Genomic DNA, 16,335 nt, shown 5'->3' on the forward strand with positions numbered 1-16,335 from the left:
GGAAAATTTCCATCATTTAATCAAAAAAAGCGCTTGTCACAACTCTTATTTTATGTAAAGATAAGTGACAAGACAACTGTAAATTGTATGGAGGAATGAAAATGGCTGATAAGGCAGTTGATGTCATCGTCATCGGAAGTGGGATTGCTGGTCTTATGACAGCTCATTTGCTAGCTGATCATATGAATGTGATAGTTATCACAAAGTCAGAACTAGATAGAAGCAATTCAAGTTGTGCTCAGGGAGGGATGGCAGCAGCCCTTAGTGAAGAAGACGATTGGAAAATTCATTTAGCTGACACTTTAAGGGCTGGTCAGGATCATCATAATTACAGTCATGTGCAAATGTTAGTAAAGCGAGCGCCGGCCATTGTTCAAACGCTAAATGAGCTAGGGGTACCATTTGATAAAAATGAAGATGGATCCATTGTTTTAGGAATGGAAGGTGCTCATCAAAAAAGGCGTATTGTCCATGTTAATGGTGATAAAACAGGTCAAGCTTTTACAAAGGCATTAATCAATGCAGTTTCAAATAGAATTACGATTTTAGAAAATACAATGGTTACAAAACTTCTGAAAAATGAAGGGAGAATTATTGGAGTACAAACCGAAAAAGAACGGATTTATGCAAAATCAACCGTTCTTGCAACAGGTGGAATAGGCCAATTATATTCTCACACTTCAAATGTTGATGAAGCAACTGGAGATGGCTTAGCACTTGCATTTCGCGCTGGAGCAACATTAATCGACATGGAATTTATTCAGTTTCATCCCACCTTATTAAAGGTTGAAGAAAATACGGCCGGATTAATAAGTGAAGCGGTCCGTGGTGAAGGGGCTCAGCTTATAGATGAGACTAACTCAAGGATAATGAAAAAGTATCGATTAAAAGAATTAGAATCAAGAGACACCGTTAGTAGGGAGATTCACCGATCATTAGAAAAAGGCAAGCAGGTCTTTTTAGATTGCCGTACCATTGATAATTTTTCACGGCGTTTTCCTGGGTTAACAGAGAGATGCGAACAAGCTGGAATTAACCCAGCTGTCACTCCTCTTCCTGTTGTCCCTGGTGCTCACTTTATTAGTGGAGGAATAGAGACTGACTCTTATGGACGAACGTCACTAGAAGGTCTTTATGCAGTTGGTGAAGTTGCATGTACAGGAGTTCATGGAGCTAATCGTCTTGCAAGTAACTCTTTATTAGAAGGTTTAGTTTTTGCTGAACAAGTTGCAAAGCATATTTCTGAGGCTAAATCCACTCTAAAACTAGCAAGGGTTTCAAAAGAAAAATTGATAACATTCTCGTTAAAACTTAGTTTACCTAATAAAGAAGAGATTAAACACTATATGACAAAATATGTTGGCATAGAAAGAGATCAACAAGGTCTCGAGGAAATGAAAAGGTGGTTAAATTCCTACATGCCATATTCCAGTCAAGTTGAATTGAATGATACACGTGACATGATTGAAGTTAAAAATATGTTGGTTGTCGCAGCATTAATAACAGAAGCCGCACTTCAAAGGACAGAGAGCAGAGGGGGTCATTACCGAAGCGATTTCTCAAGTCGTGATGACTCTAATTGGTTAGGTAACTATATTGCGCTTTCTAAAAGTAGAAGATCAGTAATTGTCGAGAAATCAAGAAGTCAACTATTAATGGAACATACCTAGGGGGAGAGGGAATGAACAGTTTAGTAGTAAAAAAACAATTGGAGAGTTTTTTTATTGAAGACATTGGCGAGGTCGACGTTACAAGTGAATCTGCTATATCACAAGAAGCTTATGGGAAAGCAAAAATTATTGCTAAAGCAACAGGAGTGATGGCAGGAGCCGAAATATTAGCAATTGGGTATGCCATTTTGAATTCAGATATTACTGTTCATGTCCTCGTGAAGGATGGAGAAGAATTCCAAAAAGGTGACACCGTTGCAACGTTACAAGGGAAGGTAAAAGACTTATTAGCAGGTGAAAGAGTACTATTAAATATTTTACAACGGATGTCAGGGATTGCAACGGTAACACGAACGGCTATTAACACATTAGACGATCAATCAATAAGAATTTGTGACACTAGAAAAACGACACCAGGTTTACGTATTTTTGAAAAATATGCAGTTCGCTGTGGTGGAGGATATAATCATCGCCGAGGGTTAAGTGACGCTGTTATGTTAAAAGAAAATCATTTGCTTGCTAGTGGTGGAATCACGAAGGCTGTTAATACTGTCCGAGCTCAAGTTGGCCATATGGTAAATATTGAAGTGGAAACAACGAATAGAGAAGAAGTATTAGAAGCGATCGAAGCGAAAGCAGACGTTATTATGTTTGATAATGCGACTCCTGAAGAAGTAGAAAAATATGTTCAATTAGTTCCAGACGGAATTGTTACCGAAGCTTCTGGAGGAATTAATCTTGATAGTCTTGCTGCATTTGGTGGGACAGGGGTCGATTATATATCGTTAGGTTTCATAACACATTCAGTAAAAGCTACAGATTTAAGCTTTTTACTAGAGGAGGGTTTTGAAAGATGAATTTTCTAGAAAAGCTTTCAACAATAGAACGTTTACCAGAACACTACCAAGAAATGTCCATTGATGAGAAACGGAAACGAATTGCTGAAGTGAAACGACAACTTGGAAATCGTTTGTTTATCCCTGGCCATCATTATCAACGTGACGAAGTGATCGAATTCGCTGATGTTACCGGTGATTCTCTTCAATTAGCGCAATTATCAAAAGCAAATAAAGAGGCAGAGTACATTGTTTTTTGTGGAGTTCACTTTATGGCTGAAACAGCAGATATGCTAACGTCTGATCACCAACATGTTATTTTGCCAGATCTTAAGGCAGGGTGTTCAATGGCAGATATGGCTGACATTGAACAAACGGAACATGCGTGGGTGGAGTTGGAAAAATTGTTTGGTGATACGATTTTACCTTTAACCTATGTCAATAGTACTGCAGCAATTAAAGCTTTTTGTGGTAGAAATGGTGGTGCAACGGTTACATCTTCTAATGCGAAATCAATGGTCGAGTGGGCATTTACGCAAAAAGAGCGACTTCTTTTTCTTCCTGATCAACATTTAGGACGAAATACGGCATTTGATTTAGGTATCAAATTAGAGGAAATGGCTGTATGGGACCCGATATCACGTGAACTTATTTATGATGGTCCTATAGAAAAGATTAAAGTAATACTTTGGAAAGGACATTGTTCTGTACATGAGAAATTCACAGTTGGACAAATAGAAGAATTACGGAAAGACTCTCCTAATACAAATATTATTGTTCATCCAGAATGTACATTTGATGTCGTACAAGCAGCTGATTTTAATGGTTCAACACATTATATTATTGAAACGATCAAGCAGGCTGAACCAGGAACGTCTTGGGCAGTTGGTACAGAAATGAACTTAGTGAATCGTCTTTCGAAGCAATATCCAGATAAAAACATCTTTTCGTTGAACCCTACGATGTGCCCTTGTCTTACTATGAACCGAATTGATTTAGATCATTTACTTTGGTCCTTAGAAGAATTAATTGAAGGCCGCCTTCATCATCCAATTACGGTAGACAAACAAACAACTAATGAAGGAAATTTAGCTTTAAAAAGAATGCTCGAACGCCCATCATAATGATGGGTTTTTTCTTTATAGATAGGCATAAACCTATTTTTTCCGACATAAGTTGTTCTGAGCCCCCTGAAATTTTAGGATTTTTCAATTTTCTTATTTTGTTCTAAAGCAATGATTCGTGTCAATTCGCCTACTTACACATAGGATGTAGGGAACGGTAAGAGGAGGGAAAGAAAACGTGAAAATTCATATTGTCCAGAAGGGTGACACACTTTGGAAATTAGCAGAAAAGTATGGTGTGGATTTCGAACAGCTGAAAGCAGCAAATACACAACTCTCCAATCCAGATATGATCATGCCAGGAATGAAAATTAAAATACCTACTGGCAGTGTCCCGGTGAAAAAAGAAATGCCAAAGGCACCAGTAAAAGAGGAACCGATTGTAAAGAAAGAGGCACCAAAGGCACCGGTAAAAGAGGAACCGATTGTAAAGAAGGAAGTACCAAAGCCTGTCGAAAAAGCACCAATGCCTGAAATGCCGAAAATGCCTGTAATGCCACAACAAATGGTTCAACCAACAAAAAAAACACATGTTGATTATAAGTCTTATGAAACCAATATCAACTTTTACAAGCCTCAGGTTAAAGCAAAAAAGGAAATGCCAACCGTTCATAAGCCACCTGTGGAGAAGAAAGTTGAACCCAAAAAAGAAGTAGTAAAACCCAAAAAAGAAGTTAAACCTAAAAAAGAACCTTATGTACCACCGAAAAAAAAATATGCACCAAAACCACAAGTAAAGCCAATGCAACCAAAACAATATGCACCAAAACCACAAGTGCAGCCAATGCAACCAAAACAATATGCACCAAAGGTACCTGTGCAACCAATGCAACCAAAACACTACACACCCAAAGTACCTGTGCAACCTAAAATGTATCAACAATATCAGCCAATTAGTCCATTAATGCCAGGCTGTGGACCATCAATGCCTTTTACGGGACCTCACTATTCTCAGCCAGCACCAACCTATAGTGCGCCTGGATCGATGCAGGGTTATCAGCAACCGATGCCACAGCAGCCAATGCCACAACAACCAATGTCGCAGCAACCGATGCCACAACAGCCAATGTCGCAGCAACCGATGCCACAACAGCCAATGTCACAGCAACCAATGCCACAACAGCCAATGTCACAGCAACCAATGCCATTCTATCCGGATCAACAATCTTATCAAGCACCTCACCAAACGATGCCGTTTTATCCTCAGACTCAATCAATGCAGCACCCTACAATGGGATCAAGTGGGTGTTGTGGGCCATCGCAACCAATCATGTATGGTCCTAGTGGGAACGTGAGACCTATAAGTGAATATGAACAACAACCAATCAATGGCTATCATGAATCAGATGATTATGATGATTAATATGGAAGAGTAAAAGCAATTATAAATGTCCCCTACTACTATCAGCAGACTGTCTGTCGTTAAATTTGGATAGTATGCAAGGGGACAGAACTTTTAATAACTTGACTGTTTTTTTGTGATGGAACGTTAACCAAGAAGTAACAGTGTAAAGAAAGCCCCGACTAGCCAAGATAATTGGTGAAAGGGGGAATTAAAAAATGAAAAAAATCGCAATGTCAGTAGCAACAGCAACGATGCTTTTAGGTGGTCTTGCTGGATGTGGTGTAGATAACCAAGCAACAGATATGGGAGCAAATCAACAAACAGGTATTCATGCACAAGATATGCGTGGTGGAGGAGCTACTACAGGACGCCACCAAGGGGAAGGTCCTATAACTGATATGATGACACCTGATCGTGGTGCAGGAACTACAGGTTATGGTGGAGTAACAGGTCAAGGACAAGCAGGACGTACAGGTAATGCACTTCATCGTGGCGAAGCGTTCGGTGGAGCTGGACAAGCTGGTGGCCAAGGACTATTTGGAGGCAATAACCAAGTAGGTCAATATGGTGGATTGTTTAGAGGGCAAGAACGAGGAGGAACATGGCTTGGAGGACAAGACCATGTAGGTACTGCAGGTGAAGGGCAAACACGTACTCACCTAAACAACTTCCAAACTCGTGGAACAGGTAACACTGGGATGTTCGGTACTCATGGAACACAAGGTACTCAAGGAATCACAACTCGTCAAAGAACTGATGATCCTGGAATGGGACGTGCTGGATTAACTCGTCAAACTCCACGCGATGGAATTCATGCAACTGATCGAGGAACAGGGCGAGCTGGGTTAACTGGTGGAAATCGTCCAGGAATGGTTGACGAGGACGGAATATTACGTGGTAGAGCTCGACAAGGAACTGGTGCTTTAGACGTTACTCAAGGACATCGTCGTCAAGGTGTAACAAATCAAGCAACACGTGAGCATGGGAATGTAAAACAAGGCACAAGAGCACAAACTGAACGTGGTAACCGTACGGGAGTTAACCAAGGTCAAGGTGCTCAAGGTACTGTGAATTATCATAAAGATTATGATGGTAAAACAGTACAGCGTTTAACTCAACGACTTGAACGTATTGATGGTGTTGACGAGGCGCGCGTAGTAATCCATGATGATGACATTGTTGTAGGGATTACAGCAACAGATGATAAAGATGATGTAAAAGATAAAGTTGAAGATAAGGTGAAAGATTTAACAGATGATAAAGATGTAACGGTTGTTACTGATTCTGATGCAGTTGGTCGCATTCGCACAATGGATAATGAATTACGAACTGGAGCAGCTTTTGAGGAAGTTGGAGCAACCTTTACGGAAATGCTTCGCGATCTAGGCCGAGCTGCTGGTCGTCCTTTTGAACGTACACGTTAATAGTAAAAAAAGCAGTGGGGGGAAATAACCCTACTGTTTTTTAGCTTCTTTTGAAAAAATAGTAATGGATGAATATAACTATCAATTATAGGAGAAGATTAGCCTATAGTGGAAGTATTTATATATTTTTGATGGTGGTGAAGAGCTGATGCAATCAAGACGAACTCAGCGAAAAAGTATTTATTCATTACTTCTTAGCTTAGGTTTAGTGGTTTTTGGTTTTCTGCTATGGAATACAGCTGTTATTGAAGGAAGACAGGGAACAGAAGCAAAAAATCAAACTGAACAGTCGGAAGCATATGAAGTCATGGGACCTCAAACCATTGATGTTATTTTAGAAAGAGTTTATTTAGACGGTGAAACAAGTCAAGAACATATTCAAGAAACAATTTGGTCAATGGAAGATTTTTGGGCATTTTATCAAGATTGGAATTTAATTGATCAAAATGAAAATGAGATGGTGTTTAGAAAGGAAATTAATGATATCTCACCTTTATTAAAAGTAAATGGTTATTTTGGTATTACAGATGATGGCATCCTTTCTATTTATGAAGGTGACCCCAATGAAGAAAGGGTCATTCAGTCGTTTTTTCAGCTGGATACAACTAAGTTAAAAAGTCAGGAACATTCTGAGTTGAGAAAAGGAATACCAGTTCAAGACCTGCAACATTATGAAGAGGTATTGCAAGTATTTGGGCAATATAAATCAAAGCAAATATAAGCTAGAGGGGTGATTCAAGTTGGATCACCCTTTATTTGTGAATAGCTTGAAACAGAAAAGGGAAAAATCAACCTTTTTGGGTTAAGTCTATGCTAAAATAGAAATAAACGTTCGTATTTAGAAGGGGAGAAAGTTTTTGATTGAATATGTACATGGAATGTTAGTCGATATTGATACGCAATATGTGGTAATTGATCATAATGGGTTAGGATACCAAATATATTGTCCTAATCCATATCGATTCCAAAGCAAATTAAATGAATCAGTTCAAATTTTTACATACCAGTACGTTAGAGAAGATATCCTTCGCTTATATGGTTTTGAAACGAAAGAAGAAAGAGCATTATTCGAAAAACTTTTAAATGTTTCTGGAATTGGCCCTAAAGGTGCATTGGCAATTTTAGCGACGGGGGAACCGGAACATGTTGCCTATGCTATTGAAGAAGAGGATGAATCATTTCTTGTTAAGTTTCCGGGTGTAGGTAAGAAAACAGCAAGACAGATCATATTAGACTTAAAAGGGAAGTTAGAGGATTTTGCTCCAAATTTATTTAATCAAGCCGGAGTAACGGAAAGTAAAAACAATCATTTATCTAAAGGAAATGCTGATTTAGATGAGGCGTTTGAGGCATTGCGAGCACTTGGATATGTGGAAAAAGAATTGAAAAAGGTTCGCCCTCATTTAGAGGAAGAAGATATGACAACAGATGGGTATATTAAAAAAGCCCTTCAGCTGTTGTTAAACGGTTAGAAAACGGGGGGAAGAAACGTGGAAGAACGAATGGTATCGGCGGAGGAGCAAGGATTGGAGGACTCTATTGACCAGCGTATCAGGCCACATAAACTCCATCAATATATCGGTCAGAAGAAAGTAAAGGAAAATCTACAAGTATTTATGGAAGCGGCAAAAATGCGTGAAGAATGTCTTGACCACGTTCTCCTGTATGGCCCTCCTGGTCTTGGAAAAACAACACTATCTGGAATTATTGCAACTGAAATGGGTGTACAAATGAGGACTACTTCAGGACCTGCCATTGAGAGGCCTGGAGATTTAGCGGCTATTTTAACGGCACTTGAACCAGGTGATGTACTTTTTATCGATGAAATTCACCGTTTAAATAGGATGGTTGAAGAAGTTCTATACCCGGCGATGGAGGATTTTTGCCTTGATATAGTTATCGGTAAAGGACCAACTGCCAGGTCAGTTAGATTAGATTTACCACCGTTTACACTTGTAGGTGCAACGACGCGTGCGGGGATGTTGTCGGCCCCACTAAGAGATCGTTTCGGTGTACTCGCAAGATTGGAGTATTATACGGAGGAAGAATTAGCGATCATTGTGAATCGAACAGCTGAAATATTTCAAACCGAAATAAATAAAGAGGCAGCTTTAGAAATTGCAAGAAGGTCTAGAGGAACCCCTCGGATTGCTAATCGACTATTACGTCGAGTACGAGATTTCGCGCAAGTAAAAGGAAACGGTTCAATTACACTTGAGATCGCCCAAGATTCCCTCGAACAATTGCAGGTAGATCGATTAGGACTTGATCATATTGACCATAAATTATTATATGGGATGATTGAGAAATTTCGTGGTGGCCCAGTAGGTCTTGAGACCATCTCTGCGACGATTGGTGAAGAGCCGGATACGATTGAAGAAGTGTATGAACCTTATTTGCTTCAAATCGGTTTTATCCAACGAACTCCACGAGGGAGAATGGTGAGTCCCGCATGTTATGAACATTTTAATCTGGAGGTACCAAAGCAATGAGTACATTTCCGAAAGTTTTAATTGCAATCGGGGTAGTGTGTATCATTATTGGAGTGATTTGGCTTTTAGTTGGTCGATTTATTCCTATTGGCAAACTTCCAGGAGACATCATTATTAAGCGTGAGAATTCAACTTTTTACTTTCCTATTGTTACTAGTATTATTATTAGCATTGTTTTATCTTTGCTTTTCTTTGTTATCGGGCGCTTCCGCTAATAGTTGCATCGCGCTTAGAGTTTAGGTATGATAACAAAGATAAAAATGAAGAGTGGATACTTATAAAAAAGGTGAAAAAATATGAATGTAGATCAATTTGATTTTCAGTTGCCAGAAGAATTAATAGCTCAGACGCCGCTTCCAGACAGGACGGCGTCTCGTTTACTTGTCCTCGATCGGAAAACGGGAGAAACAAAAGATCGGAATTTTTTATCGATTATTGAGGAGCTCAACGAGGGAGATTGTCTAGTACTAAATGATACACGTGTGCTTCCTGCAAGGCTTTTTGGGGTGAAGAAAGAGACAGGTGCAAGTATAGAGGTTCTTTTATTAAAACAGCTTGAGGAGGACCAATGGGAAACATTGGTTAAACCTGCGAAGCGAATTAAAGTTGGATCTGTAATTGAGTTTGGTGATGGGCTTTTAAGTGCGACATGCATTGGAGAAGCTGAACATGGTGGAAGAATTTTAAAGATGGATTATAAGGGGATCTTTCACGAAGTGTTAGACGAGCTAGGAGAAATGCCTTTACCACCATATATTAAAGAGACACTGCCAGACCAAGAACGATATCAAACCGTTTTTGCAAAAAATCGTGGGTCTGCAGCAGCCCCGACAGCTGGATTGCATTTTACCAAAGAGTTACTTCAAAAAATTGAAGAAAAAGGAGTCCATATTGCTTTTATTACGCTCCATGTTGGTCTTGGAACGTTTAGGCCTGTTAGTGTGGAGAACATTGAAGAGCATGAAATGCATGCCGAGTTTTATCAAATGAGTGCCGGTACTGCGAGGCTTTTGGAAATGGTTAGAAATAACGGAGGACGAATTGTTGCCGTTGGAACAACTTCTGCGCGAACTCTTGAAACAATTATGAAAGAGCATGGGCATTTTCAGGAAGCTTCAGGTTGGACTTCGATTTTTATTTATCCAGGGTATGAGGTTCGAGGGTTTGATGGATTATTAACTAATTTCCATTTACCTAAATCAACCTTAGTTATGCTCGTTAGTGCGTTTGCTAGTAAAGAGTATGTACTAGCTGCATACAAACATGCAGTAGAAGAGAAGTATCGTTTCTTTAGTTTTGGAGATGCGATGTTCATAAAATAGAAGGAGGATTAGGATGACAGCAATAACGTATGAGCATATAAAAACGTGTAAGCAATCCGGGGCAAGACTTGGGCGAGTTCACACACCTCATGGTACGTTTGAAACTCCAATTTTTATGCCTGTAGGTACACTTGCGACGGTAAAAACAATGAGTCCAGAAGATCTTTATGATATGAATGCGCAAATCATTTTAAGTAATACATATCATTTGTGGTTAAGGCCTGGTCATGATATTGTGAAAGAAGCTGGTGGTTTGCATAAATTTATGAATTGGAATCGCCCAATTTTAACAGATTCTGGTGGATTTCAGGTCTTTAGTTTAAGTGACTTGCGTAAGATAGAAGAAGAAGGTGTTCATTTTCGTAACCACCTTAATGGGGACAAGTTATTTCTTAGTCCTGAAGGAGCAATGGAAATTCAAAATGCTCTAGGATCAGATATCATGATGGCTTTTGATGAATGTCCACCATATCCAGCCGAGTATGACTATATGAAGAAATCTGTTGAACGGACAAGCCGTTGGGCTGAACGTTGTGTCAAAGCGCATGCACGTCCGAAAGATCAAGGTCTATTTGGAATAGTTCAAGGTGGGGAATATGAGGATTTACGTAAACAAAGCGCGCAGGACTTAGTATCATTAGATTTTCCAGGTTATGCGATCGGTGGTTTATCTGTTGGAGAACCTAAAGACGTGATGAACCGTGTGCTTGAATTTACAACACCTCATTTACCGGAAAATAAGCCACGATATCTAATGGGAGTAGGGTCTGCGGATTCACTAATTGACGGTGCAATTCGTGGAATTGATATGTTCGACTGCGTCTTGCCAACTAGAATCGCACGGAATGGGACATTGATGACGTCAACAGGCAGATTAGTTGTTCGTAATGCTAAATATGCTCGTGATTTTAGACCGTTAGATGAGAATTGTAATTGCCATGTTTGTCAAAATTACTCAAGAGCTTATATTCGTCATTTAATTAAGTGCGAAGAAACGTTTGGATTTAGACTCACATCTTATCATAATTTATATTTTCTGCTAAACTTAATGGAGCAAGTTAGACAGGCGATACGAGAAGATCGGTTACTGGACTTTAGAGAAGAGTTTTTTGAACAGTATGGTTTTAATAAACCGAATGCGAAAAACTTCTAAGTAAATTTCATAAGCAGCTTTTCTTGAAATGTCTAGATATATAGTTAGTATCATTGTACAATCTTTTTAGGAGTCTTTAACAGCTATTTTATTAATGAAAGGGGGGAAACAGATGGAACTTTTTGGAACGTTACTTCCGCTAATTTTAATGTTTGCGATTTTCTACTTCTTACTTATTCGCCCGCAGCAAAAGAAGCAAAAGCAAATTCGCGAAATGCATAGTGCGCTGCAACGTGGTGATAAAATTGTCACGATTGGTGGGTTACATGGTACCATTGATGCAGTGGATGAAGAGACAGTTGTTATTCTAGTTACTGATAATCGAAAGCTCACTTTTGACCGTGCAGCTGTTCGTGAGATTGTTAATCCGGATTGATTTGGTACATAAGAAAGCGCAGCGATGTTCGCTGCGCTTTTTTTTAGGATTTATTGCTGCTAAGGTTAACACCGATAATGCCTCCAATGGCAGCGGCAACCATATAACCAACATGATAAAGATACTGCTCATTAGTGAAGCCTTGGTTGTAACCGAGGTACTGAATTAAGAAAGTTAAGACAGAGAAGAGAATAGCTGTAGTAGCTCCTGCTATCCAGCCTTTTTCTTTTGCTTTTGCTCCTGATATGGTCCCCCCAAAAAACATTGCAACAAACGCTACAACTGTAATGAGCCAACTGACAGAATGCTCCGTTAAAGAAGTGAAAGATAATACAATAGAAACAACTAAGCTGAACGATAAAGCGATAATCAGAATGGATGTTAGGCCAAATAATACGGCCGGAAAAAAACCACGGTAGGTCAATATAAACTCTCCCTTCACTTATAATAAATTCCACCTTACTAAAGCTTATTCAGGCTTGTATAGAATAGACTCAAAATTTGATTAATTTAAAACAGACAACAGATTAAGTCTTCAATTAGTTGTTTGTGCAATAACTGTCGTAAACTGGCTTCTTTTAGGACAGTCTCCGAAATGGACATGTTTTTTTGAGGCTTGTCATAGGATGGTAGTAATGAGCGCGCGCGGAATAGGGTTATAGAAAAAAGCAGAAAAGACCGTTTCCGTAGCCTCGGGATCATGGGGGGAGAGGAGTACAGACATGGGGGTAACCTTAGCTTTAACTATTTTTCTTTTCAGTTACTTTTTCATCATTACAGAAAAATTAAATCGAGCTGTTATTGCCTGCTTTGGTGGTGTGCTCATGCTTGTATTTGGTGTGTATGAAATAGACTCTGCTTTTTTACATCATATCGATTGGCATACGATCACACTTCTTTTAGCAATGATGATTTTAGTCTCGATAACGAGCCAAAGTGGCTTTTTTGAGTATGTAGCTGTGTCATTAGCTAAGTGGGTTAATGGGCATCCAGTTGCGCTGTTGATTGTGATTTCAACTCTAACAGCATTCGGTTCAGCGTTTCTCAATAATGTTACAACAGTTTTATTAATTGTACCAATAATCTTCACGCTCACTTCTTTACTTAAACTTCCTGCAGTACCATTTTTATTAACGATTGTTATGGCATCCAATATCGGAGGTACGGCAACGTTAATAGGGGATCCACCTAACTTGATGATTGGTCAAGCTGTAGAGCATTTAACTTTTAATGATTTTTTAATCCATCTAAGTCCTGTAGTTATTATTATTTTTGCTGTTGTAATGGCTGGACTTGTGGTTTTGTATCGGAAGCAATTAGTGGTAACGAGAAATGACCAAGCAAAGCTCTTAGCGATCAACCCAACTACATATATAAAGAATCGAAAACTCCTGATTAAATCAGTATCAGTCTTGACACTGACAACAACAGGTTTTATTATTCAACCTTTTCTTCATGTCGAATTGACGAGTATTGCAATGGTTGGTGCACTTTTACTTATGTTAATTACACATGAAGAACAAGATATGGAGGAGGTCTTTCGTTCTGTAGAGTGGGTGACACTCTTTTTCTTTATTGGCTTATTTATGCTTGTTGGTGGCCTAAAGGAAGTCGGGATTATCGACGAAATAGCGAAGTCCATCATTTACTATACAGAAGGTGATTTGCCTAAGACGGCTCTCTTTATATTGTGGGGATCAGGTATTTTATCAGGATTTGTTGATAATATCCCGTTTGTTGCAGCGATGATTCCAGTTATTCTGGAGTTTCAGGAGTTTGGAATGAGCAACCTAGACCCTTTATGGTGGGCGCTAGCATTAGGTGCTTGTTTAGGAGGTAATGCAACGATTATTGGTGCAACTGCCAATGTAATTGTTGCTGGGATGGCTGTGAAGGCGAAACATCCATTTAGTTATTTAGAATTTCTAAAAGTTGGTTTACCGATTGCGCTTTTGTCATTTGCAATTTCTACTGTATATTTGTACGTTCGTTACCTTGCTGACTTTATGTAGAGAAAAATACCAAAAGCTACAAATCATGTGTTTCTTCTCCCTTGGTCATACTAACCATTAGACATCAATAGGGTCACAGGGAGGAGTATACGATGGATTACATGACAATCATGCTGCGAACAATATTCATCTACTTCATTATTCTCTTTGTGCTAAGGTTTATGGGGAAACGTGAGATAGGGCAGCTGTCTGTATTAGACTTTGTTGTTTCCATTATGATTGCAGAGCTTGCTGTAGTATCAATTGAAAATATCGAAGTTCCGATGATGTATTCAATCATTCCAATTGTTATTTTGTCAGTTATTCAGATTGGACTGGCGCTTGTTTCATTAAAGAACAATCAATTACGTAAATTAATTGATGGAAAACCATCCGTATTAATAAATGAAGGAAAGATCGATGAACATGAAATGAGAAAGCAACGATATAACTTTGATGATCTCCTAGTACAATTAAGGCAAAATAAAATAAACAAATTATCAGATGTGGAATTTGCTATTTTAGAACCATCAGGTAAATTGTCAGTAATTGAAAAACATGAAGAACATGATGATAGCTATGTTCCGAAATTGCCTTTACCGTTAATACTGGATGGAGAGATTCAACATGAACATTTAGAACAAATAAAACAAACACAATTGTGGCTTCGCCAGCAAATGCGTAAATTAGGGTACCGAGATATTAAAAAGATCTCCTACTGTGCATTGAAGGACCGAGATACTTTTTTTGTTGATTTAAAAGATGAAAAGTAACCAAGCTTGGATTTTCTAGAATAAGGAGAATCCAGCTTGGTTTTTTGCTGTTGTTAAACGTAGTTCATTTAAAGGGAAGGTTGGAAAGGAAAGAAAAGAGAAGAGAAGGACTCCAGAGAATGGAGAATCCTTCTTTTAGGTGGAATTATTTACGATTTAGGAATGAAAGTGTTGATCCATTTTCCAATCACGGGTATACGGAGTGCTTCCTCATTTTTTACTAACCCAAGTAATAACATAAGAGCACTATAGAAAATCACTGTAATACTAATTGAGAGTAAGGTTTGCCATAGTTGAGACAAGGAAGTAAATGCAAAATTCATTAATAGATATCCAATCCAAGTAGATGCAGCGATTAAAATGATGGATTTGACAATCATTTTGGTTTCGATTGTAAAGCTGATTGTTTTCGCAACTGATGCAAAATGAAGTAACGTAACTAATACGAAGCCAATTACAACGGCAAGTGCCGCCCCCATTATCCCTAATTCAGGCCTAGAGGCTAGGACAAAGATGGCAGCCATTTTGATTACTGCACCAAATAGACTGTTCATCATCGCAGCTTTAGCTAAATCTAAGGCTTGCAAAGCCGCTTGCAAAGGACCTTGAAAATACAGGAAGATACTAAAAGGAGCCATAAGTTTTAAATAGGTTGCCACAGTAGGGGCACCGTACATCAAATCCATAATTGGTTCAGCATAAACATATAAAATAACTGCTGATACTCCTCCTGAAAGAAGAGCTAATCGCAATGCTTGATTTAAACGATGATGGATCGTTTTATAGTGTTTTCGGGCAGCGGCCTCACTAATAGCAGGGACAAGTGAGACTGAAAGTGAGTACGTTATAAAGGTAGGTAACATTAAAACTGGAATAACGAAACCTGCAAGTTCTCCATATTGCCTTGTTGCCATAACGGTGGCAACACCAGCGAGGGCTAAGCTCTGAGCGACAATAATAGGTTCAAAAAATAAAGAAACCGATCCGATTAAGCGACTTCCAGTTGCAGGTAATGAAATGGCCATTAAATCTCTAAATGTTTGTTTACCTTCTTTTGCATAAGAGAAAAATTGTTTGCGAACACGGAAGCGTTTGTTCTTTTTAAACATGTATATCATAAACAACAGAGATGCAAGTTCGCCTATTACAACTGAAGCCATCGCGCCAGCGGCAGCGTATTCAACCCCCATTGGTAAAAAAGCGCTGGTCATTACGGCAACAAGAACAATTCTGACTACTTGTTCAATTACTTGTGAAAAAGCAGTTGGTTTCATATTTTGTCGTCCTTGGAAATAGCCACGCATAACTGAAGAAAGAGCGACAATTGGTACAATTGGTGCAATAGCAACAAGTGGATAATATGCTCTTGCATCGGTTAAAAGTGTATTTGCAATAAAAGGAGCAAAGCTAATCATGGCAATTGTAAAGATAATACTGAGAAGACTTGTAATTGCAAGAGAAACAACAAGGATTCGTTTAATTCTTTGACTGTCTTTTTTCGCTTCGGCTTCTGCAACTAATTTTGAAATTGCTACAGGAAGGCCTAATTGGGTTAATGTGATGACTAGAAGCAATGTCGGAAAAGCCATTTGATAAAGGCCGACCCCTTCAGCCCCCATGATCCTAGCAACTACAATTTTATTCACAAAGCCTAAAAATCTTGTGATAAGACCGGCGATAATTAGTATGAGTGCCCCTTTAAGAAATGTTTGCTTCGTCATGTATAGTCCCTACCTTCATAAAAAATGATGGATATTTCGCGCTATTATTTATATGCTTAATAGTGGGTCAAGCATGACAAGTACTTCCAGATTCAATTCAACTTTGGA

16 protein-coding genes are annotated in these 16,335 nt (G+C 38.8%); 14 read left to right on the forward strand and 2 right to left on the reverse strand.

What is annotated here, in order from left to right; translation table 11 throughout:
* Window positions 1-101: 101 nt before the first annotated feature.
* The 12 genes from nadB (at window position 102) to yajC (ending at window position 11,742) form a co-directional block, all read left to right on the forward strand.
* Window positions 102-1,670, forward strand: coding sequence for an L-aspartate oxidase (nadB, locus tag AC1FXZ_RS12070; protein WP_480053925.1), 1,569 nt, complete (start codon window positions 102-104; stop codon window positions 1,668-1,670).
* 11 nt (window positions 1,671-1,681) lie between these two features.
* Window positions 1,682-2,527 carry a carboxylating nicotinate-nucleotide diphosphorylase gene (gene nadC / locus AC1FXZ_RS12075; RefSeq protein WP_480053927.1) on the forward strand — a complete coding sequence of 282 codons (846 nt, stop codon included), beginning with the start codon at window positions 1,682-1,684 and terminating at the stop codon, window positions 2,525-2,527.
* The gene (nadA, locus tag AC1FXZ_RS12080; RefSeq protein WP_480053929.1) at window positions 2,524-3,630 is read left to right on the forward strand and encodes a quinolinate synthase NadA; all 1,107 of its coding nucleotides are present in this window, start codon (window positions 2,524-2,526) and stop codon (window positions 3,628-3,630) included. Before nadC ends, nadA begins: the two co-directional genes overlap by 4 nt.
* A 178-nt stretch (window positions 3,631-3,808) precedes the next feature.
* Entirely contained in the window at window positions 3,809-4,993 is a 1,185-nt protein-coding gene (gene safA / locus AC1FXZ_RS12085; protein ID WP_480053931.1) for a SafA/ExsA family spore coat assembly protein, read from the forward strand.
* Between the two features lie 197 nt (window positions 4,994-5,190).
* Entirely contained in the window at window positions 5,191-6,399 is a 1,209-nt protein-coding gene (locus AC1FXZ_RS12090) for a YhcN/YlaJ family sporulation lipoprotein (protein ID WP_480053933.1), read from the forward strand.
* A gap of 148 nt (window positions 6,400-6,547) precedes the next feature.
* Complete coding sequence (locus AC1FXZ_RS12095; RefSeq protein ID WP_480053935.1) at window positions 6,548-7,120, forward strand: BofC C-terminal domain-containing protein; 573 nt, start codon at window positions 6,548-6,550, stop codon at window positions 7,118-7,120.
* Window positions 7,121-7,256: 136 nt separating this feature from the next.
* Entirely contained in the window at window positions 7,257-7,871 is a 615-nt protein-coding gene (gene ruvA, locus AC1FXZ_RS12100; RefSeq protein WP_480053937.1) for a Holliday junction branch migration protein RuvA, read from the forward strand.
* Window positions 7,872-7,889: 18 nt separating this feature from the next.
* The gene (gene ruvB, locus AC1FXZ_RS12105; RefSeq protein ID WP_480053939.1) at window positions 7,890-8,891 is read left to right on the forward strand and encodes a Holliday junction branch migration DNA helicase RuvB; all 1,002 of its coding nucleotides are present in this window, start codon (window positions 7,890-7,892) and stop codon (window positions 8,889-8,891) included.
* Entirely contained in the window at window positions 8,888-9,106 is a 219-nt protein-coding gene (locus AC1FXZ_RS12110; protein ID WP_480053941.1) for a DUF2905 domain-containing protein, read from the forward strand. The genes ruvB and AC1FXZ_RS12110 overlap by 4 nt, the downstream gene beginning before the upstream one ends.
* An 81-nt stretch (window positions 9,107-9,187) precedes the next feature.
* A complete protein-coding gene (gene queA, locus AC1FXZ_RS12115; RefSeq protein ID WP_480053943.1) occupies window positions 9,188-10,213 on the forward strand; it encodes a tRNA preQ1(34) S-adenosylmethionine ribosyltransferase-isomerase QueA in 1,026 nt (341 codons plus the stop codon).
* A 13-nt stretch (window positions 10,214-10,226) separates the two neighbouring features.
* Complete coding sequence (tgt, locus tag AC1FXZ_RS12120) at window positions 10,227-11,366, forward strand: tRNA guanosine(34) transglycosylase Tgt (RefSeq protein ID WP_480053945.1); 1,140 nt, start codon at window positions 10,227-10,229, stop codon at window positions 11,364-11,366.
* A gap of 112 nt (window positions 11,367-11,478) precedes the next feature.
* A complete protein-coding gene (gene yajC, locus AC1FXZ_RS12125) occupies window positions 11,479-11,742 on the forward strand; it encodes a preprotein translocase subunit YajC (protein ID WP_480053947.1) in 264 nt (87 codons plus the stop codon).
* A gap of 43 nt (window positions 11,743-11,785) precedes the next feature.
* Here yajC and AC1FXZ_RS12130 read toward each other — a convergent pair whose 3' ends face one another.
* Window positions 11,786-12,184: a TIGR04086 family membrane protein gene (locus AC1FXZ_RS12130; protein ID WP_480053949.1), complete on the reverse strand. Its 399-nt coding sequence runs from the start codon at window positions 12,182-12,184 to the stop codon at window positions 11,786-11,788.
* Window positions 12,185-12,464: 280 nt separating this feature from the next.
* Between AC1FXZ_RS12130 and AC1FXZ_RS12135 the strand changes: the two genes are divergently transcribed.
* Together AC1FXZ_RS12135 and AC1FXZ_RS12140 are read left to right on the forward strand one after the other, a co-directional pair.
* Window positions 12,465-13,754, forward strand: a complete 1,290-nt coding sequence (locus AC1FXZ_RS12135; RefSeq protein ID WP_480053951.1) for an ArsB/NhaD family transporter — start codon at window positions 12,465-12,467, stop codon at window positions 13,752-13,754.
* 92 nt (window positions 13,755-13,846) lie between these two features.
* Complete coding sequence (locus AC1FXZ_RS12140) at window positions 13,847-14,506, forward strand: DUF421 domain-containing protein (protein WP_480053953.1); 660 nt, start codon at window positions 13,847-13,849, stop codon at window positions 14,504-14,506.
* A gap of 149 nt (window positions 14,507-14,655) precedes the next feature.
* Here the strand turns inward: AC1FXZ_RS12140 and spoVB are convergent, their stop codons facing one another.
* On the reverse strand, window positions 14,656-16,227 hold the full coding sequence (spoVB, locus tag AC1FXZ_RS12145; protein ID WP_480053955.1) for a stage V sporulation protein B: 1,572 nt from the start codon (window positions 16,225-16,227) through the stop codon (window positions 14,656-14,658).
* Between the last annotated feature and the right edge of the window lie 108 nt (window positions 16,228-16,335).

The organism is Halalkalibacter sp. HAAS-P014 (assembly GCF_056619965.1).

Excerpts from the sequence above, each read along its gene's own strand:
- spoVB (WP_480053955.1), bottom strand. The coding sequence starts at position 16,227 with ATGACGAAGCAAACATTTCTTAAAGGGGCACTCATACTAATTATCGCC.
- tgt (WP_480053945.1), top strand. The coding sequence starts at position 10,227 with ATGACAGCAATAACGTATGAGCATATAAAAACGTGTAAGCAATCCGGG.
- nadA (WP_480053929.1), top strand. The coding sequence starts at position 2,524 with ATGAATTTTCTAGAAAAGCTTTCAACAATAGAACGTTTACCAGAACAC.
- yajC (WP_480053947.1), top strand. The coding sequence starts at position 11,479 with ATGGAACTTTTTGGAACGTTACTTCCGCTAATTTTAATGTTTGCGATT.
- AC1FXZ_RS12090 (WP_480053933.1), top strand. The coding sequence starts at position 5,191 with ATGAAAAAAATCGCAATGTCAGTAGCAACAGCAACGATGCTTTTAGGT.
- nadC (WP_480053927.1), top strand. The coding sequence starts at position 1,682 with ATGAACAGTTTAGTAGTAAAAAAACAATTGGAGAGTTTTTTTATTGAA.
- AC1FXZ_RS12135 (WP_480053951.1), top strand. The coding sequence starts at position 12,465 with ATGGGGGTAACCTTAGCTTTAACTATTTTTCTTTTCAGTTACTTTTTC.
- AC1FXZ_RS12110 (WP_480053941.1), top strand. The coding sequence starts at position 8,888 with ATGAGTACATTTCCGAAAGTTTTAATTGCAATCGGGGTAGTGTGTATC.
- AC1FXZ_RS12140 (WP_480053953.1), top strand. The coding sequence starts at position 13,847 with ATGGATTACATGACAATCATGCTGCGAACAATATTCATCTACTTCATT.
- nadB (WP_480053925.1), top strand. The coding sequence starts at position 102 with ATGGCTGATAAGGCAGTTGATGTCATCGTCATCGGAAGTGGGATTGCT.
- queA (WP_480053943.1), top strand. The coding sequence starts at position 9,188 with ATGAATGTAGATCAATTTGATTTTCAGTTGCCAGAAGAATTAATAGCT.
- AC1FXZ_RS12095 (WP_480053935.1), top strand. The coding sequence starts at position 6,548 with ATGCAATCAAGACGAACTCAGCGAAAAAGTATTTATTCATTACTTCTT.